Genomic DNA, 17,042 nt, shown 5'->3' with positions numbered 1-17,042 from the left:
TTCCCCCAGGTGGCGGTCAATTCCTCGCGAGATCGTGCTGTCCTGCGGGGACAGGTGCACGTGGGGTAGTCGCGGGAGGGGTCGGGGCGCCGCACGGCGTCATCGGACCGGGCGTACCCTGACGCTCTGTGTTGGAGTGGCTGGTCGAGTGGTACGACGGCGTCGAGCTGTGGCTCGTGCAGCTCGTCTACCCGCTGCAGGTGACCCTCGTGCTGGCGGTGCTGCTACCGCTGTGCTGGGGGCTCGCCCGCGTGATCGACCGCGGCATCGACGGCCTAGGAGCGAAGCTGACGAGGGTCCGCGACGCGGAACCCCCGGTCGGCCGCCGGGACGGCGAGACCGGGCGGAAGGGGACGGCGGCGTGACGTCGCGCAGACGTATCTCGGTGGCGTTGGTCGGGCTGATCGCCCTGGTCGTCATAGGCTGGTTCGTCCGGGACTACGTGGACCTGGATCCCGGTGCGGCGACGCAGCAGCGGGCCGTGCCCGGGGCTGAGTCCGGCCTGCCGGTGAAGCAGCTGTCCACGCTGCCGCCGGAAGCCGGGAAGACCTGGCAGCTGATCGTCAAGGGCGGCCCGTTCCCGTACCCGGGCAAGGACAACTCGGTGTTCGGCAACCGGGAAGGCGTCCTGCCGGACAAGGCCTCGGACTACTACCACGAGTACACCGTGCCGACCCCGGGCTCGAAGGATCGCGGAGCCCAGAGACTGGTCACCGGTGGCCGATCCGAGCTTTACTACACGAGCGATCATTACGATTCATTTGTGGTTGTCGACCCCGCAGGTTGAGTGCGATGTTTGCGACGAAGTGGGCTAGCAGGGTGCGGAAGGAGCCGGCGGTGAGCGAGGTGGAGCAGCCGTCCGGCGGCGTCACTGCGCGCGAGGCCGTGCAGGAAGCCGAGCAGCGCGGCGCGACCGCGCACGTCTTGGACGGCTCAGACCTGGTCAGCAAGCGGACGACGCTGGACGGGATCGCCGCGGTGCTGAACTTCCCGGAGTGGGCGGGCCGAAACCTCGACGCCCTCTACGACTGCCTGACGGACCTGTCGTGGCTGCCGGAGGGCGAGCATGTGCTGGTCTGGTCCGGCTTCCAGACGCTAGCGGAGCACGACCCGAAGGCCTTCGGCCGGATCAACGCGGTCCTCCGCGACGCCTCCGAGCACCCCATCTGCGGCCGCGAGTTCACAGCAGTCCTGACCAGGCCTTGATCGCCCGTTCGTGGCCGGGGCGGTCTCGGAATACTGGCTTCCGTGCAGAACGGGAGGCAGTATGACTGTCGTGAACATGGCGGACGAGCAGCACGCGCCGATGACCGTCGACGACCTGGAGCGGCTACCCGACGACGGGCGCCGCTACGAGCTGGTCGACGGGAGGCTTGACGTGTCTCCTGCGCCAGTAAGCGCGCATTCCCTCGTTGAGGCCAAGCTCAGCCAGTACCTCGGCTTCGAAGTCGCCCCGGCGGATTTCGTGGTGATGCAAGGTGCTGGTATCAACTTCAACACGGATCGGACGCACCACCGCATCCCGGACGTAGTCGTGCTCAACGAGACCGATTTCGAGCAGCCGTACCTCACCCGGCCACCGTTGCTCGCGATCGAGGTTGTTTCCCCGGAGAGCATCATCCGCGACCATCACACCAAGCGTCGCGAGTACGCCAACTTCGGTATCCAGGCGTACTGGATCGTCACTCCGGATGAAGAGAAACCGGGAATCGTCGAACTCCGGCTGGAGGATGGCGAGTATCGAGAGGTACAGCAGGCGATCGGCGAGGACACCTTCGCCACCGACTTCCCGTTCCCGATCAAGCTGGTTCCGCACTGGCTTCTGGCCAAGGGACCGTGGCGCGACCGAATCGGTGGTGAAGACGGCTGATCAGCCGGTCACCTGAGCTTTTCGGGCACCCATGCGGGCTTTCGCTTTTCGGCGAAGGCCCGCATACCTTCCTGGCCTTCTTCGCCCGCGAAGTGCTTGGCCGACAGCTCCAGCATCTGCGCGAACGCCTCGCCCATGTTCGACGGGCGCCGGCTGGTGAGCATCTGCTTCGTGGCCGCCAGCGCGTTCGGGGCGCCGAGGGCGAGCATGTCGGCGTAACGCTTGACCTCCGCATCCAGCTCGTCGGCCGCGACCGCGGAGTTCAGCAGGCCGATTTCGGCGGCGCGGCGGGCGTCGAAGGTCTCGCCGGTCAGGAACAGCTCGTGCGCCTGGCGGGAGTTGAAGCGGGGCAGCACGGTCACCGAGATCACCGCGGGCACGACGCCGATGCGCACCTCGGAGAAGGCGAAGGTCGCGGTGTCCGCCGCGACCGCGATGTCGCAGGCCGCGACGATGCCGACGCCGCCGGCGCGGGCGGGCCCGGCGAGCTTGGCGACCACCGGCTTCGGGCTGGTCCAGATCTGCTCCAGGATCGCGGGGAACTCGTTCACGCCCTGCTTCTCGGAGTCCGCCGAACGCGACTCCTTGAGGTCCATCCCGGCGCAGAACACCGTGCCGGTGTGGGCCAGGACGATCACGCGCACCGCGTCGTCGGCGATCGCTGCGTTCAGGTGGTCCCGCAGTTCGCGCCGCAGCTGCGCGGACAGCGCATTGCGGTTGCGGGGCGAGTCCAGCGTGATCGTCGCGATGCCGTCGGCCACTGTGAGGTGCACGAGTTCATCCATGACAGGCACGTTAACCGCCGTTAGCCACCCAGGGCCAGTGAGCAACATCCCACTCCGGGGCGGGCATGAGTGCCTCCACCGCAGGTCACGGACCGTGAGCACACCGTGGCGGTCCAACGTACTCACGGGCCCTGGCCAGCAGAGATGCGGTACCGATCCAGGTGTGCGGGTCAGGCCTGGAAGCGCTCGGCCTTGACGGCGGTGAGGAACGAACGCCACTGGGCCCGGTCGGCGGTGATGTACCCGGCGTCGCGATCCTTGGTGTCCCGGATCGCGGCGCCCCCGGCTAACCGCCCGACCTCCGCACAGTTGCCGTTGGGGTTGCTGTAGCTGGACTTGCGCCAGTTTCTGGGGGTCATTTCGCACGCTCCGTCTTATCTCAGGGTGGCGATGTACCCGTTCCACTGGGTACCGGCGGGTGGGGTGCGGCGTGCGAGCACCGATGCGCGCTCGGCGGGCCTCCTGGTGTATCCGACTGGGACACCGGTTTCGACTTTGTGCGGGCTCGATGCCGTGGCCGGCACCCCGGAGCTGATCGCCCATGTCGAAGCGGAGCGACGACAACGCGAACGAGGCGGCCGGCACCGGCTTCGCGAGCCCGAACCGGAATCCGCGGTGCCCGAAGCGTCTACATCGGACGGTCCAGTGATGCCGTCGCTGGAACTCCAGCGCAGAGTGCTGGAAGCACTCCGGCGCATCTGACGCTCCAAGCCACGGGTCGGGCGGAAGACGCATCCCCCGGCGTCCCCGGCCCTCGCGGGCCGGTCGGTGTGGTCCCTCCCCACGCACCGACCGGCCACCCTGCGGCCCCGCCGCTCGTGAGTGAAGGACCGGAATTTTCACTCACGAGCCTTGGGCGTCAGGTCGGGGGGTAGCGGTCGGACCAGTCCGGTGGGCGGGGGCCGAACTCCAGGACCGCGTCGTGGGCGAGGCGCTCGATCACCTCGTAGAGCTCCAGCTCCGCCTTCCAGCGCTCCGGGATCTGCTCCGCCCCGGATTCCGCGCCGATCAGGCTGCCGCAGACCGCGCCCGTCGTCGCGCTGTTGCCCGAGTGGTTCACCGCCACCGGCAGCGCCGCGTCGAAGTCGCCGTCGCAGACCAGCGCCGCGTACAGCCCGATGCCCAGCGCTTCGGCCGCCGTCGATCCCGTGCCGAGGTTGCGCTCCAGATCGCCCGGCGCGATACGGCCGCTGCGGGCCAGGCGGACCGCCGCGGTGATCCGGCGGCTCACCTCCTCGTGTCCGGTGTGCGGAGTTAGCTGCTCCAGTGCCGCATCGACCGCTGTGGCCAGCGGCTCGCCGTTCATCAGGCGCGACACCAGGAACGCCAGCGCTCCCGCGGTCAGCCAGGCCGTCGGGTGGCCGTGGGTCAGCGCCGCCGTCCTCATGCCGACGTGGAAGACCTCCGCCGGGTCGTTGCTCCACAATGCGGCCGGAACCACGCGCATGATCACGCTGCTGCCCTGCGAGTCGCTGACCGGGTTGTCCGGGGACCCCATCTGCTGCTGGCCCTTGGCGAACGCGATGAGCGTTCGCATCATGGTGCGGCCGGGGTTGCGGGTCTGGAACAGCGCCCGCTGGCCGACCAGCCAGCCGTCTGGTTCGGGGGTGCCGTGCAGGAACTCGCCCGCCGCGCGCGGCCAGCTCAGGTGCTGGGTGTGCAGCCAGCGCTGGTAGGCGTGCTGGATGTGCCGGGCCGGGTCGTCGGTGCCGGTGGCGCGCCGGCTGATGTTGGCCCGGATCGTGCCCTCCAGCGAGAACAGCAGTAGCTGGGTATCGCTGCCGAGTCGTCCGGACGGGTGCCCGGCCGGGATGTAGTCGGTCAGGCCACCCGCGCCGTGCCGGGACTGGATCTCGTCCCAGCTGTCGGCGGCGATGGGCATGCCGAGCGCCTCGCCGACCGCGCAGCCGAGAACCGCGCCGAGGAACCGGTCGCGGGACGCCGCCAGGCGGGGGACCGCGGTCAGCCCGGTGCGGTAGTCCGATGTGGACGGTGTCAGGGGCTCGGCGGATTCGGTGGTCGGGTAGCGGCGCTCCCATTGATCGGATTCGTCCGGGTACGGGCCGAATTCCCTTGCTGCGTCTGCAGAAAGCCGCTCGACCAGCGCGGTGATCGGTAGTTTTTCCAGCCATTCCGCCGGAATCGCCGTCGGGCCGTGCAGCGCGCCGAGCAGTTGCCCGCAAAGCACGGCTGCCGTCGCCGCGTCTCCGCTGTGCTCGCTGGCGGAGCCGATAGCGGCGGCGAAATCGTCCTCGCAGGACGATGAGACCCTGACCGCGACCGCCAGCGCGTCCAGGCCGCTGCGGCCGGGTTGCGTCGCGTCGAGGTTCGTGCGGCGCGGCCGGAACCCGGCGGGGCTGAGCTGGCCGAGCCGCAGGGCGCGCCTGAGCGGGGTGCGTCCCGACTGCCAGCCGGAAAGTCCTTGGCTCAGCGATGTTTGCAGCGCGTTCCCGCGCAGCAGCGACAGCATCGTCACCCCGAGCACGCTGGCCGGGCTGTGGCCTTTCGGGTGGCCGTGGGTGAGCGCGGCGAGGTCGCCGCCGAGCGCGAAAACCGTGCCGGGGTCGCCCGACCACAGCGCGGCGAGTGCGCCGAGCGGCACGGCGGTGGCCGTGTCCGAGGTGTTGATGGGCAGCCGCCGGGAACCGGCGGCGTGCCCGGCGGCGACCCGGGCGAGCGCGGTGAGCATCGTCGGCTCGTCGCTGTGGGCGGAGTGCAGTGCGGGTTCCGTCACCAGCCAGCCGTTGGGCTGGGCGGTGTCGGTCCCGCAGTCTCGCCAAGGCACGCCGCGGGTGTGCAGCCAGCGCTGGAGTCCGCCGAGGGCGAAGCTGACCGGATCTCCATCGCCCGCCGACCGCGCTTGGGTGTGCGCGCGGATCAGGCCCTCCAGGACGAAGAGCACGGCGGTGGTGCGCTGCCCGACCCGGCCTAGCGCGATGAATTCGCCCACCGCGCCGCCGAGCAGCATGCCGAGCAACCGTCCCGGTGCTTCGGGCAGCGGGCCGTTGCGGTCGGACAGGCCGGTGGCAGGCGCCGGCGGGGGTTCCGCGCTGAGCCAGCGTTGCAGGGCCGTCGCCCACAGCGGGCGGGTGGCGGGTTTCCGCTGCCACTGTTGCCAGGTGTCCAGCAGCTGCTGCTCCACCGGGTCACGGCGGCTGGTCGCGTGCGCTTCGCGCCAGGCCGCCAGCAGAGCCCGTTCCGTCTCGTCCAACCAGGATTCGTCCATTGTGGATTAACCGGGGTAGCGCTGCGCCCAGCCGGGCACTGGCTCGTGGGTGTCGATCTCCGTGCCTGCGCGGTGCGCGTCTTCCAGCAGCTGGTCCAGGACCGGGCGCAGCTCCAGGCCGGTGGTCCACTCGGCGGGGATCGGCCCGGCGCCGCGGGCGGTGCCCAGCAGGCTGCCGCAGATGGACGCGGTCGCCGCGCTGTTACCGGCGTGGGTAGCCGCCAGCGACACGGCGTCGGCGAACGAGTTCGGGTGCGCCAGCGCAGCCGCAACGGCGATCGCCAGCGCTTCCGGCGCTTGCCAGCCGAGGCCCAGGGTTTCCAGGCCGGCCGGCGACACCGGGCCGTTCGCGGCGATCTCGATCGCGGAGCGCAAGCCCAGCGCAGTGGTCTCAGCACCCTCCATCTGGTCCAGCTCGGCCAGCACGGCATGCACCGCTTCGGCGAGGGTGTGGCCCTCCTGCAACGCGGACACCAGCCCGGACAGCGCCCCGGCCGGCAGGTAACCGTCCGGATGCCCGTGGGTGACCGCGGCGATCTCGATACCCAGGGCGATCGAGTCCTGCACGGTGCGGACCTCGAAGCCGACCACCGCACCGCGGACCGTTGCCGCGGGCGTGCGGGCGGCGTTCGGCGGGTTGCCTGGCGTCGGGGGCTCCCGGCGGTCGTTCCATTGCGCCAATGAGGTCAGCGACGCCTCGTCCGGGAACCGCTGCACGCGAAGCGTTTCGTTCTCGGCGAGCGTCCCGGCCGGCAGGTTCACGTCGACCCGGGCGCCCTGCGTGAGCAGCCATTGCTGGAGCACCGTGCGGACCAAGCCCGGCCGGAACGCCGGGACGCCGCGCAGTGTCGAGCGGATGGTCCCGCCGATCAGGCCGTAGAGCACGAATGCCGCCTGCTGCGAGTAGGCGGTGGCCGCGCCGCGGCGGCCGAAGGCCTCGGCGAGTTCCCGCACGCCTTCCGGGTTCACGCCCAGGATCGTGCGCAGGTCGGAGAACATCCAAGGCGCGCCGAGGGCGTCGCCGACGGCGGCGCCCAGCACACAGCCTTCGAGCCGCTCGCGGCGGCTGAGCTGCACCCGGGTTTCGGCGGCGAGCTCGGCCCCGGCTTCCGCCCCGGCGGCGGCCTCGCCGATCAGCTGGGCCGCGCGTTCGGGGCCGAAGGCCTCGACGAGCAGCTTCTGCAGGCCCTGCGTCAGGTCGGCGGAGTTCCCGTCGCCGTTGTCGCGGAACTCGCGCCACACGCTGAGCAGCTGCAGTTCCTCCTCTGACAGGCCTTCGTCGGCTTCGTCGCCTGCCTCGGCCGGCGCCTCCGTGACGGCGGTTTCCGCAGCCGGAGCCTCGACGACTGCCGCCTCGGCAACCGGGGTTTCGGAAGCTGGAGGTTCCGCAGCGGGCGTCTCGGCGGCAGGAGCATCGGCGACCGGAACTTCCGCGGCTGCGGCTTCCTGGGCGGGCGCTTCCTGGTCCGGGGTTTCCGGCGCCGGGTCGTCCTCGACCGGTCCCTCGCCGGGCTGCGCGGTCTCCGATTCCGGCGTTCCTGCTGCGTACCGAGGCCTTTCGGGCACTTCGGCCGCTGGCGTGACGACGTCTTCCTGCGGCGGCACGGCGGGCGCGGCCTCGCCGATCGGGTAGCGCTCCAGCCAAGGTTCGTCGACCGCCTCGACCGCCTCCGCCTCCTGTTGGTCCGCAGTTTCAATTGAAACCGCGGGGGCGTCTGGTTCGGCTTCGGGCTCGACCGCTTCGGCTGGTGCGTCGTCGGCGACCGGCGCCGCCTTCGAGGGCTTCGCGACCGGCTCCGCGCCCGTCAGCTGCAGGGCGGAGGTGAACACCAGCTCCGAGATGTCCTTCGCGGCCGGGTAGCGCGAGGTCCACGCGTCACCGCTCGGTGGATTCGGGCCGAACTCCAGCAGCGCGTCCTTCGCCAGCGCCTCGACGATCTCGCGCTGCTTGAGGTCGCGCAGCCACACACCCGGCAGCGCGGGCGCGCCGTAGCGGGCGCCGACGATGTTCCCGCAGATGGCCGCGGTGGAGTCGCTGTCGCCGGAGTGGTTGACGGACACCATCAGCGCGGCCGCGATGCTGTCGGTGCTAAGCGCCGCGCACACCGCGATGGCCAGCGCCTCGTGCCCGGCCCAGCCGCCGCCCAACGTGTCCTTGAGCTGTTCGGGGCTCGGCTTGCCCTGCTCTGCGAGCTCCTCGGCGGCCTGCAACGCGCGCTCGGTGTCTTCGTGGCCCTGGTACTGCACGAGCAGTTCGCGGGCCTGCCGCACCGCGTCTTCCAGCGTCTCCTCGCGCAGCAACCGGTGCACCACCACGGCAAGCGCCCCGGCGGGCAGGTAGCCGTTGGGCTGCGAGCAGGTCAGGGCCGCGGTCGCGGCGGCGAGTTCGAAGACCTGCTCGGGGTCGTCGGACCACAGCGCCACCGGTGCCGCCCGGACCACGCCGCCGCAGTCCTGCGAATCGTTGATCGGCCGCTCGAAGGTGCCGGGCGCGCCCACCGCGGCGAACTCGCGCAGCGCGGTGATGCAGCTGCTGTTCGGCGAGCGCACGGCGAACAGGTCGCGCTGCTCGATCAGCCAGCCGTTGGGCTTGGGGTGGCTCATCGTGAACGGCCCGGCGGCTCGCATCCACGCGTAGCCCTGGGTGTGCAGCCAACGCTGGTAGGCCAGCTGGATCGCGGACAGCGGGCTGTCGGCTCCGGCGGTGCGGGCCGCGAAGTGCCCGCGGATCAGGCCTTCCAGGGTGAACAGCACCATTTGGGTGTCGTCGGTGAACTCGCCCGGGTGCTCACCGGCGCGGTCGTACTCCGTGACGCCCATCGCGCCGAAGCGGCTGCGGATCTGGTCCACGGGATAGAACTCCACCGGCGCGCCGAGCGCGTCGCCGATCGCCCCGGCCAGCATCGAGCCGAGGAACCGGCGGCCGAACCCGGTTTCCAGGGGATCGCCCGGCGGCTGCGCGGTCGGCCCGCCCGTCGGCTTCGGGGCCTGCTCGCCGGGCTGCGGCGCGGCTCCCGCCGGGGCCTGCACCGGCATTCCGTTCGCGGGGGAGTTGATCGGCACGCCAGGGGCCTTCGGTGGCACGGCGGCCTTGGCCAGGTCCTCGACGGGGAGCCGGGCCTTGACCGGGCTGGTCGGGTTGACCTGCACGTCGATGCCGGTGAGGTTGTGCGTCGCCAGCTGCCGACCGGTCATCCGCTGCCAGGTCGTCCAGTTGGGCGGCAGGAAGGTCTCCGAGGTGAACACCTGCAGCTGCCGGCGGCCCGACTCGTGCTCCATCGTGAACAGCCCGCTGCCCTGCGGCTGCGCGAACAGGATCAGCTCGGCGTCCAGCATCGCGGTCAGCAGCGAATGCCCCTGCGCGTAGCCGGTGGTGGTGAGCTGCAGGGCGCGTTCGACGTCGTTGGTCGGCGCGGGCAGCCGCAGCGCCACCGGGGACGGCCGGTAGTTCGGGTTCGGTGAGAAGTCGTCGGTGATCTCGCCCTGTTCGTCCACCCGGTAGCCGCCGATGAAGCCCCACGGCGGCACCTCGGCGTTCGGATCGGTGAAGATCGGGTCGACCACGTACAGCCAGGTGTTCGGCTGCTTCTGGGCCTGTTCCCGCATGGTTGGCGTGATGACCGGTCGATTCGGCTGCTGCGTGTTCATCTCGCGCTGTTGTCCCCGACTCCTCGTCCATCCTTGCATTGATCGCCCCCACACACACCGGCGCGGTCACCCGATAGCGCGGCCTGACGGGTGAGACGAGCACAAGGAGCGGCGGGTTCCCCGTCCAGACGCTGGCAACAAACTCTCTCATGACCACATGGGGTGAAGCTAAGTGTTCGAAAGAACAACTCAGCGTTAGGTGCAGATTTCTGCTGTCGTCGCTGGTCGCGACGCGATCAAACGCTGCTGTCGGAGAGCGCGGCGGTCATTAGGCACTGCAGGCACGGCATGCCGGCCGGTCTGTCGAGAGCTTCCGCCTGACCTGGGACGATGCCGAAACCGCAGTAGGCGTAGAGCATCGCGGGCAGCTCACCGCCGTCCGGCAGCGGGAAGAAGTGGCAGGACTTGTCCTGCTCGCTGCGCGCGAACTCGGTTCGGACGCGTGCGATCAGGTGCGGTCGCGCGTTCATCCGGCCCCCACGGTGCACTGTGAAGTCGGGTCCGGCAGCGACCTGGGCTGTCGGGGGTGTCCGGGCCGCTGCCGGTCTTCGTGTACCCAGCTGGATGACACGGCCACATCATGCCCCGCAGGTTGCGCCCACCAACAGAGTTGTCGACTTTTGCTCAACCCCCGGGCGACAACCCGTCCCCAGGAAGGCGGAATTCCCTGCCGCAACAACGTCAACGCTGCTATCCGCGACGGTCGCATGCCCCGGCTGCGCGCCGAAACCGTTCGTGGAGGATTTCCTCGGTTCGTTCCGCGAGGTCAGGCTCCGCGACGAAGGATCCTGCGTATTCGCTCAGGTCGCGCACAGGCTGGCCCGCGAGGGTGACCGGGTCGTCAGCCAAGTCATTTCCCGTAGTGGTAGCGGCAAGCCGCGATTCGAATCTCGTCTCCCGCGACCTTGCAGACCAGCCGATGCTCGTCAGAGATGCGACGCGACCAGTAGCCCTGGAAACCGTGCTTGAGCTGTTCGGGTTTGCCGATTCCTTCGTTCCCGTTCCGGCAGATGTCTTTGACCAGCGCGTTGATTCGCTTGAGGATCTTGCGATCCTCGGTTTGCCACCAGACGTAGTCGTCCCAGGCAGCCCGTCCCAGACCAGTTTCATTCGGCGAGCTCGTGTTGTTCTCCGCCGCCGGCTTCCAGCCACTCGATCGCGAGGATCAGGCGGCGGGCGTTCTCGGGGCTGCGGAGCAGGTAGGCAGCTTCCTTCAAGGACTGGTAGTCATCCAATGACACCATCACGACCGGCTCGTGACCTGCTCGGGTGATCACGACTTCCTCACGGTCGTTCACCACGGAGTCGAGCGTCTCGGCGTACTTGGCACGGGATTTGGACAGAATACTGTACGTCTTGCATGTGGGTGGCGGCAAGCACGGGCAGAACCGCACGTTATAGGGCTGCGGACAGCTGGAGGGGAGCTGCGGTGAGGGCCTCGGCGTAGCGGTTCAGGATCAGGTCGGCCACGCCCTCGTCGTCGGCCATCGGGGCCGCTAGCAGCGGGCTTGTCGCGTGCTTGCGGGCCAGATCGATGATCCGGTCCGGGAGCAGGCCCGGGGCCAGGAACCAGGAGGCGACCGCGATGCGGCGGGCACCGCGTGCGCGCAGGGCCTCGATCGCCGCCGGAACAGCGGGTTCGGCGGCTGCCGCGAAGGTCGCGACGGCGCCGGCCCACGACGTGCGCGACTGCCAGCGCGCCGCGACGTCGGCGACCAGGCGGTTCGCCGGTGCGTGCGACGATCCCGCGCCGGCCAGCAGCACGCCCAGTTCCGGGTCGTCGGCGGACGCTCCGGCCTCGGCCAGCCGCCGCCACGCCGCCTCGTCCAGTCGCGGATCCGGGCCCAGCACATCGGCCACGTGCACCCGGAACCGCGGATAGCGCCGCTCCGCGTCGGCCACCGCCGCGGGCACGTCGACGCGGGCGTGGAAGGCCCGGCCGAGCAGCAACGGCACGACGACCGCCGAGCCGTGGCCGTCGCCGTGCGCCGCGCTGAGCACGTCGCCCACGCGCGGTGCCGACAGGTCCAGGAACGCCATGCGCACATCGAGATCCGGGCGCATCGCGCGGACCACGTCCATCAGGGCGTGGATGGTCGCGGCCGAACGCGGATCCCGGCTGCCGTGCGCGACAGCCACCAGTGGAGCGGTCATCTCCTGCTCATTCCGACGCGGCGGCCAGCGGCGCCAACGGCACCCCGATCAGCCCGGCGGCTAGCGTGGTGCCGTCGGCGGGGTCGATCACCAGGAACGATCCGGTGCGCCGGCTCGCGGCGTAATCGTCGATCGGCAGCGGCTCCGCCGTGCGCAGCCGCACCCGGCCGATCTCGTTGAGCTGCAACGAATCCGGACTGTCCACACTCGATAGCTGCTGTTCGTCGAAGCGGGCCGCCAGCTCGGTGACGATGGCCTGCACGGTGCGGGTGCCGTGCTTGACCAGCACCTTGGCGCCCGGGTTCAGTGGCTTCTCCGCCAGCCAGCAGACGGTGGCGTCGAGCTCGTCGGTGACCCGCGGCGGGGCGTCCGCGGCGGCGATCAGGTCGCCGCGCGAGATGTCCACGTCGTCGGCCAGCAGCAGGGTGACGGAGTGCCCGGCCGCGGCGCGCGGCCTCGCCCCGTCCGGGCTGTCCACCTTGGACACCCGGGTGCGCAGCCCGGCGGGCAGCACGACCACCTCGTCGCCCTCCGCCACGACACCGGCCGCCACCTGGCCCGCGTAGCCGCGGTAGTCCGGGTATTCGGCGGTGCGCGGCCGGATCACGTACTGCACCGGCATCCGGAACGGCGCGTCGTGCGGGTCCGGTGCCACCGGCACGCTTTCCAGGTGCTCCAGCAGCGAAGGACCGCTGTACCAGGGGGTGTTCGCGGAGCGTTCCACCACGTTGTCACCGAGCAGCGCGGACACCGGGATGGTCACCACGGTGTCGTCGCGGTAGCCCAGTGCACGGGCGTGCTCGGTGAACTCGGCGGCGATGCGGGTGTACACCGCCTCGTCGAAGCCGACCATGTCGATCTTGTTGACGGCCAGCACCAGCTGCGGCACGCCCAGCAGCGCCAGCACCGCCGCATGCCGCCGGGTCTGCTCGATGACGCCCTTGCGCGCGTCCACCAGCAGAACCGCCAGCTGCGCGGTCGAGGCACCGGTGACGGTGTTGCGGGTGTACTGCACGTGACCGGGGGTGTCGGCGAGGACGAAAGTGCGCTTGGGCGTGGCGAAGTAGCGGTAGGCCACGTCGATGGTGATGCCCTGTTCACGCTCCGCGCGCAGGCCGTCCACCAGCAGCGACAGGTCCGGGGTGGCGAGGCCGCGGTCCGCGCTGGCGCGGTGCACCGCGTCGAGCTGGTCGGCCAGCACCGACTTGGTGTCGTGCAGCAGCCGCCCGACCAGGGTGCTCTTGCCGTCGTCGACGGAGCCGGCGGTGGCCAACCGCAGCAGGTCGCTGTGCACCGGCAGGGTCACCTCGGTGCCGCTGTCCGACGCGGTGCGAGTGGTCGTCTCGGTCATTGAAGAACCCATTCCTGGTGGTTCGGCTGTGTGCCTTGTCTCTGAAGTTCGGTCGTGTTCTTGAAGCGGCGAAGCCGCTTAGCCCGCCTACGCCACTTGCACCGCCGCGGGTTCTCAGACGTTCCCTCGGGAGGACAGCGCCAGCGCCGCGTATTGGGCATCCACAAGTCGCCGATCCCGGACCGAGGGGGCGTCTGAGGTTCCGCTACCGGCACCGCTACTCAAAATGAGTGTGGAAACCGTTTTCAGAAGTAGCCCTCGCGCTTGCGGTCTTCCATTGCGGCTTCGGAAATGCGGTCGTCGGCTCGCGTCGCGCCGCGCTCGGTGAGCCGGCTGGCGGCGACCTCGGCGATCACATCGTCCACTGTGTACGCCTCGGATTCCACCGCGCCGGTGCAGGAACCGTCGCCGACGGTGCGGTAGCGCACGGTCTTGGTGGCCGCGACCTCACCGTCGCGGGGCCCGCCCCACGGACCCGAGGTCAGCCACATGCCGTCGCGCAGGAACACCTCGCGCCGGTGCGAGTAGTAGATCTCCGGCAGCTCGATCTTTTCCCGCTGGATGTAGCGCCAGATGTCCAGCTCGGTCCAGTTCGACAGCGGGAACACCCGGACATGCTCGCCCGGCCGGTGCTTGCCGTTGTACAGGTTCCACAGCTCGGGGCGCTGGCGGCGCGGGTCCCACTGCCCGAAGGCGTTGCGGAGGCTGAAGATGCGCTCCTTGGCGCGGGCCCGCTCCTCGTCGCGCCGACCGCCGCCAAAGACCGCGTCGAACCGGTTCTCGCTGATCCCGTCCAGCAGCGGCGTGGTCTGCAGCGGGTTGCGGGTGCCGTCGGCCCGCTCCTGCAGCCTGCCGTCGTCGATGTAGTCCTGCACGGACGCCACCACCAACCGCAGGTCGTGCCGCTCCACCAGCTCGTCGCGGAAGGCCAGCACCTCCGGGAAGTTGTGCCCGGTGTCGACGTGCAGCAGCGGGAACGGCACCGGCGCGGGCCAGAACGCCTTCCGCGCCAGGTGCACCAGCACCGTGGAGTCCTTGCCGCCGGAGAACAGGATCACCGGCCGGTCGAACTCACCGGCCACCTCGCGGAAGATGTGGATCGCTTCGGACTCCAGCGCGTCCAGGTTGTCCACCTGCGGCGGCACGTCGGTCCGATCGATCGGCAACTCGACTGTCGTCATGTCTCCTCCGGAGTTTCTCAGCCGTGCAGTCCGCACTCGGTCTTGGCGTTGCCCGCCCAGCGCCCGCTGCGCGGGTCGGCACCGGGCGCGGGCTTGGCGGTGCAGGGCTGGCACCCGATCGACGGGTAACCGGCCGACACCAGCGGGTTGACCAGCACGCCGTGCTCGTCGATGTAGCGCTGCATGTCGTCGTCGGTCCAGGCCGCCAGCGGGTTGATCTTGACCAGGGCGTTGCGGTCGTCCCAGGTCACGATCGGCGTGTTCGCGCGCGTCGGGGCCTCCACCCGGCGAACCCCGGTCACCCACGCCTCGTAGCGGGCCAGCGTGTTGCGCAGCGGCACCACCTTGCGCAGGAAACAGCAGCGGTTCGGGTCCCGCTCGAACAGCCGCGGACCCTCGCTGGCGTCCTGCTCCGCGACGGTCTGCGCGGGGATCGCGTTGACGATGTTCACGTCGTGGACCTGCGCGACGGCGTCGCGGGTGCCGATGGTCTCGGCGAAGTGGTAGCCGGTCTCCAGGAACAGGATGTCCACGCCCGGCTTCGCCTTGGCCGCCAGGTCGACCAGCACCGCGTCCTGCATGTTCGACGCGACGATCAGGCCGTCGCCGAAGTTGTCGACGGCCCAGCGCAGGGCTTCCTCCGCGTCGGCCTCGGCCAGCCGCGGCGCGGCCTCCTCGACCAGCGCCCGCAGCTCGTCGTCGCTGCGCCGGGCGCCGATGTTCGTGGTGGTGTCGGCAGTCATCCTTCTCCGTTTCCTCCGGCCGGGTCTTCGGCCTGTTCGCCGAGGGACAGCCCGATGAGCCGCACGGTGAAGACCCGCAGGCACGACGCGCACTGCCACGCCCCGGCCGGCTCGGCCTCGGGCGTGAGGTCTTCGTCCCCGCAGTACGGGCAGTAGAACGGCGCCGCTCGGCTCACTTGAGGTCGTCTTCCTCGGCCCGCGCCACCCACTGCGCGAAGCGCTCGCCGGTGGAGCGCTGCGCCAGGTAGTGGCGGACCAGCCGCTCCACGTAGTCGCCGAGCTCGGCGGAGGTGACCTTGTGACCGCGGATCTTGCGGCCGAATCCGGCGTCCTCGCCGAGGCCGCCGCCGAGGTGCACCTGGAAGCCCTCGACCTGGTTGCCGTCGCCGTCCGGCACCATCTGGCCCTTCAGGCCGATGTCGGCGACCTGGGTGCGGGCGCAGGCGTTCGGGCAGCCGTTGAGGTTGATCGTCACCGGGTCGGTGACGTCGCCCTGGATGTCGGCGAGCCGCTGCTCCAGCTCGTCGACCAGCGCGATCGCCCGCTCCTTGGTCTCCACGATGGCCAGCTTGCAGAACTCGATGCCGGTGCAGGCCAGCACGCTGCGCCGCCACGGCGACGGGTCGGCCTGCAGGCCCAGCCCGTCCAGGTCCGCGACCAGACCGTCCACTTCGGACTTCGGCACGTCGAGGACCAGCAGGTTCTGCTCGACGGTGGTGCGCACGCGCCGCGAACCCACCCGCTCGGCGGCCTTCGCGACCTCCACCAGCGTGGAGCCGCTGACCCGGCCCGCCGCGGACGTTGCGCCGACGTAGAAGTTGCCGTCGACCTGCGGGTGCACCCCGACGTGGTCGCGGTGACCGGTCGGCGTCTCCGGCGCGGGGCCGTCGACCAGCTTGCGGCCCAGGTACTCGTCCTCCAGCACCTGCCGGAACTTCTCCGCACCCCAGTCGGCGAGCAGGAACTTCAACCGGGCGCGGTGCCGCAGCCGCCGGTAGCCGTAGTCGCGGAAGATCTGCACCACGGCTTGCCACACCTCGGCGACCTCACCGAGCGGCACCCAGGCGCCCAGCCGCACCGCGAGCTTCGGGTTCGTGGACAGGCCGCCGCCGACCCACAGGTCGAAGCCGGGCCCGTGCTCCGGGTGCACGACGCCGACCAGCGAGATGTCGTTGATCTCCGGCACGGTGTCCCAGCGCGGCGAGCCGCTGATCGCTGTCTTGAACTTGCGCGGCAGGTTGGACAGCGACTTGTCGCCGATGAATCGCTCGGCGATCTCGTCGATCGCCGGGGTGGCGTCGATGATCTCGTCCGCGGCGACGCCCGCGACCGGCGATCCCAGCACGACGCGGGGGCAGTCGCCGCAGGCCTCGGTGGTGGACAGCCCGACGCCCTCCAGCTTCTGCCAGATCGTCGGCATGTCCTCGACCCGCACCCAGTGCAGCTGGATGTTCTGCCGGTCGGTGATGTCGGCGGTGTCGCGCGCGTAGGTCTGCGAGACCTCACCGATGGTGCGCAGCTGCTCGGTGGTCAGCGCACCGCCGTCGATGCGGACCCGCAGCATGAAGTAGCGGTCGTCGAGCTCCTCGGGCTCGATCGTGCCCGTGCGCGCGCCGGGGATGCCCGGGGCGCGCTGGGTGTAGAGGCCCCACCAGCGGAAACGACCACGCAGGTCGGCCGGGTCGATCGAGTCGAAGCCGCCGTGGGCGTAGATCGTCTCGATGCGCTGCCGAACGTTCAGCGGGTTGTCGTCCTTCTTCGAGCGCTCGTTGGCGTTGAGCGGCTCGCGATAACCGAGCGCCCACTGGCCCTCGCCGCGCGTCTTGCGCTTGCGGGCGGGGCGAGCAGGGGCTTCCGTCGGGGGGACCATGTCCGACCTCCGGGATTCGGGCGCGGCAGCGCCGCGCGGAATTCCCGTCGATGGTGACGGTTCTCACTGCTCGGCACTCCCGGCGCCGACTGGACAATGCAGAACGCGGCGGCGGGATTTCAACGCATGGCGCGGCACAGCGCGCTGGACACGCGCCGCAGGTCCACGTAGCGGCGGGTGACCAGCAAGAGCCTCGGCAAGGTCGCACCCATGT

Annotated in this window: 19 protein-coding genes; 5 read left to right on the top strand and 14 right to left on the bottom strand. The window is 70.3% G+C overall.

What is annotated here, in order from left to right; all coding sequences use genetic code 11:
* The first annotated feature begins 128 nt into the window (after positions 1-128).
* From DL519_RS22950 to DL519_RS22935, 4 genes are all read left to right on the top strand, one after another.
* Positions 129-365: a hypothetical protein gene (locus DL519_RS22950; RefSeq protein WP_010695717.1), complete on the top strand. Its 237-nt coding sequence runs from the start codon at positions 129-131 to the stop codon at positions 363-365.
* Positions 362-787 (top strand): ribonuclease domain-containing protein, encoded by a 426-nt coding sequence (locus tag DL519_RS22945; protein ID WP_190817823.1) that lies wholly within the window; start codon positions 362-364, stop codon positions 785-787. Before DL519_RS22950 ends, DL519_RS22945 begins: the two co-directional genes overlap by 4 nt.
* Before the next feature lie 50 nt (positions 788-837).
* Complete coding sequence (locus DL519_RS22940) at positions 838-1,206, top strand: barstar family protein (protein WP_223839417.1); 369 nt, start codon at positions 838-840, stop codon at positions 1,204-1,206.
* 61 nt (positions 1,207-1,267) lie between these two features.
* The gene (locus DL519_RS22935; protein WP_190817820.1) at positions 1,268-1,870 is read left to right on the top strand and encodes a Uma2 family endonuclease; all 603 of its coding nucleotides are present in this window, start codon (positions 1,268-1,270) and stop codon (positions 1,868-1,870) included.
* 8 nt (positions 1,871-1,878) lie between these two features.
* Here the strand turns inward: DL519_RS22935 and DL519_RS22930 are convergent, their stop codons facing one another.
* Together DL519_RS22930 and DL519_RS22925 are read right to left on the bottom strand one after the other, a co-directional pair.
* Entirely contained in the window at positions 1,879-2,655 is a 777-nt protein-coding gene (locus DL519_RS22930; protein ID WP_223839415.1) for an enoyl-CoA hydratase-related protein, read from the bottom strand.
* Between the two features lie 170 nt (positions 2,656-2,825).
* Positions 2,826-3,014, bottom strand: coding sequence for a DUF397 domain-containing protein (locus DL519_RS22925; protein ID WP_190817816.1), 189 nt, complete (start codon positions 3,012-3,014; stop codon positions 2,826-2,828).
* Between the two features lie 31 nt (positions 3,015-3,045).
* Here DL519_RS22925 and DL519_RS22920 point away from each other — a divergent pair, with 31 nt between their 5' ends.
* A complete protein-coding gene (locus DL519_RS22920) occupies positions 3,046-3,357 on the top strand; it encodes a hypothetical protein (protein ID WP_190817814.1) in 312 nt (103 codons plus the stop codon).
* Positions 3,358-3,514: 157 nt separating this feature from the next.
* On the opposite strand, the gene DL519_RS22915 is transcribed toward DL519_RS22920, so the two are convergent.
* From DL519_RS22915 to DL519_RS49460, 12 genes are all read right to left on the bottom strand, one after another.
* Complete coding sequence (locus DL519_RS22915; RefSeq protein ID WP_190817813.1) at positions 3,515-5,881, bottom strand: ADP-ribosylglycohydrolase family protein; 2,367 nt, start codon at positions 5,879-5,881, stop codon at positions 3,515-3,517.
* A 6-nt stretch (positions 5,882-5,887) separates the two neighbouring features.
* On the bottom strand, positions 5,888-9,529 hold the full coding sequence (locus tag DL519_RS22910; protein WP_190817812.1) for a type VII secretion system-associated protein: 3,642 nt from the start codon (positions 9,527-9,529) through the stop codon (positions 5,888-5,890).
* 236 nt (positions 9,530-9,765) lie between these two features.
* Positions 9,766-9,999 carry a hypothetical protein gene (locus DL519_RS22905; protein ID WP_190817811.1) on the bottom strand — a complete coding sequence of 78 codons (234 nt, stop codon included), beginning with the start codon at positions 9,997-9,999 and terminating at the stop codon, positions 9,766-9,768.
* A 380-nt stretch (positions 10,000-10,379) separates the two neighbouring features.
* A complete protein-coding gene (locus DL519_RS22900; RefSeq protein ID WP_449619146.1) occupies positions 10,380-10,562 on the bottom strand; it encodes a Txe/YoeB family addiction module toxin in 183 nt (60 codons plus the stop codon).
* A gap of 73 nt (positions 10,563-10,635) precedes the next feature.
* Positions 10,636-10,923: a type II toxin-antitoxin system Phd/YefM family antitoxin gene (locus DL519_RS22895; protein WP_223839414.1), complete on the bottom strand. Its 288-nt coding sequence runs from the start codon at positions 10,921-10,923 to the stop codon at positions 10,636-10,638.
* Between the two features lies 1 nt (position 10,924).
* Positions 10,925-11,683 (bottom strand): sirohydrochlorin chelatase, encoded by a 759-nt coding sequence (locus DL519_RS22890; protein ID WP_190817810.1) that lies wholly within the window; start codon positions 11,681-11,683, stop codon positions 10,925-10,927.
* Between the two features lie 7 nt (positions 11,684-11,690).
* Positions 11,691-13,034, bottom strand: coding sequence for a sulfate adenylyltransferase subunit 1 (locus DL519_RS22885; protein WP_223839413.1), 1,344 nt, complete (start codon positions 13,032-13,034; stop codon positions 11,691-11,693).
* 245 nt (positions 13,035-13,279) lie between these two features.
* A complete protein-coding gene (gene cysD / locus DL519_RS22880; RefSeq protein ID WP_190817809.1) occupies positions 13,280-14,215 on the bottom strand; it encodes a sulfate adenylyltransferase subunit CysD in 936 nt (311 codons plus the stop codon).
* 17 nt (positions 14,216-14,232) lie between these two features.
* Positions 14,233-14,958: a phosphoadenylyl-sulfate reductase gene (locus tag DL519_RS22875; protein ID WP_190817808.1), complete on the bottom strand. Its 726-nt coding sequence runs from the start codon at positions 14,956-14,958 to the stop codon at positions 14,233-14,235.
* Positions 14,955-15,134: a hypothetical protein gene (locus DL519_RS22870; protein ID WP_190817807.1), complete on the bottom strand. Its 180-nt coding sequence runs from the start codon at positions 15,132-15,134 to the stop codon at positions 14,955-14,957. The genes DL519_RS22875 and DL519_RS22870 overlap by 4 nt, the downstream gene beginning before the upstream one ends.
* Entirely contained in the window at positions 15,131-16,828 is a 1,698-nt protein-coding gene (locus DL519_RS22865; RefSeq protein ID WP_190817805.1) for a nitrite/sulfite reductase, read from the bottom strand. The genes DL519_RS22870 and DL519_RS22865 overlap by 4 nt, the downstream gene beginning before the upstream one ends.
* Positions 16,829-16,947: 119 nt before the next feature.
* Positions 16,948-17,040 (bottom strand): putative leader peptide, encoded by a 93-nt coding sequence (locus DL519_RS49460; RefSeq protein WP_317891387.1) that lies wholly within the window; start codon positions 17,038-17,040, stop codon positions 16,948-16,950.
* Positions 17,041-17,042: the final 2 nt, after the last annotated feature.

The organism is Saccharopolyspora pogona (assembly GCF_014697215.1).
Taxonomy (GTDB): domain Bacteria; phylum Actinomycetota; class Actinomycetes; order Mycobacteriales; family Pseudonocardiaceae; genus Saccharopolyspora; species Saccharopolyspora hattusasensis.
This window is presented reverse-complemented; position numbering and strand designations above follow the sequence as displayed.

Excerpts from the sequence above, each read along its gene's own strand:
- DL519_RS22935 (WP_190817820.1), top strand. The coding sequence starts at position 1,268 with ATGACTGTCGTGAACATGGCGGACGAGCAGCACGCGCCGATGACCGTC.
- DL519_RS22930 (WP_223839415.1), bottom strand. The coding sequence starts at position 2,655 with ATGGATGAACTCGTGCACCTCACAGTGGCCGACGGCATCGCGACGATC.
- DL519_RS22925 (WP_190817816.1), bottom strand. The coding sequence starts at position 3,014 with ATGACCCCCAGAAACTGGCGCAAGTCCAGCTACAGCAACCCCAACGGC.
- DL519_RS22920 (WP_190817814.1), top strand. The coding sequence starts at position 3,046 with ATGTACCCGTTCCACTGGGTACCGGCGGGTGGGGTGCGGCGTGCGAGC.
- DL519_RS22915 (WP_190817813.1), bottom strand. The coding sequence starts at position 5,881 with ATGGACGAATCCTGGTTGGACGAGACGGAACGGGCTCTGCTGGCGGCC.
- DL519_RS22910 (WP_190817812.1), bottom strand. The coding sequence starts at position 9,529 with ATGAACACGCAGCAGCCGAATCGACCGGTCATCACGCCAACCATGCGG.
- DL519_RS22905 (WP_190817811.1), bottom strand. The coding sequence starts at position 9,999 with ATGAACGCGCGACCGCACCTGATCGCACGCGTCCGAACCGAGTTCGCG.
- DL519_RS22890 (WP_190817810.1), bottom strand. The coding sequence starts at position 11,683 with ATGACCGCTCCACTGGTGGCTGTCGCGCACGGCAGCCGGGATCCGCGT.
- DL519_RS22885 (WP_223839413.1), bottom strand. The coding sequence starts at position 13,034 with ATGACCGAGACGACCACTCGCACCGCGTCGGACAGCGGCACCGAGGTG.
- cysD (WP_190817809.1), bottom strand. The coding sequence starts at position 14,215 with ATGACGACAGTCGAGTTGCCGATCGATCGGACCGACGTGCCGCCGCAG.
- DL519_RS22875 (WP_190817808.1), bottom strand. The coding sequence starts at position 14,958 with ATGACTGCCGACACCACCACGAACATCGGCGCCCGGCGCAGCGACGAC.
- DL519_RS22865 (WP_190817805.1), bottom strand. The coding sequence starts at position 16,828 with ATGGTCCCCCCGACGGAAGCCCCTGCTCGCCCCGCCCGCAAGCGCAAG.
- DL519_RS49460 (WP_317891387.1), bottom strand. The coding sequence starts at position 17,040 with ATGGGTGCGACCTTGCCGAGGCTCTTGCTGGTCACCCGCCGCTACGTG.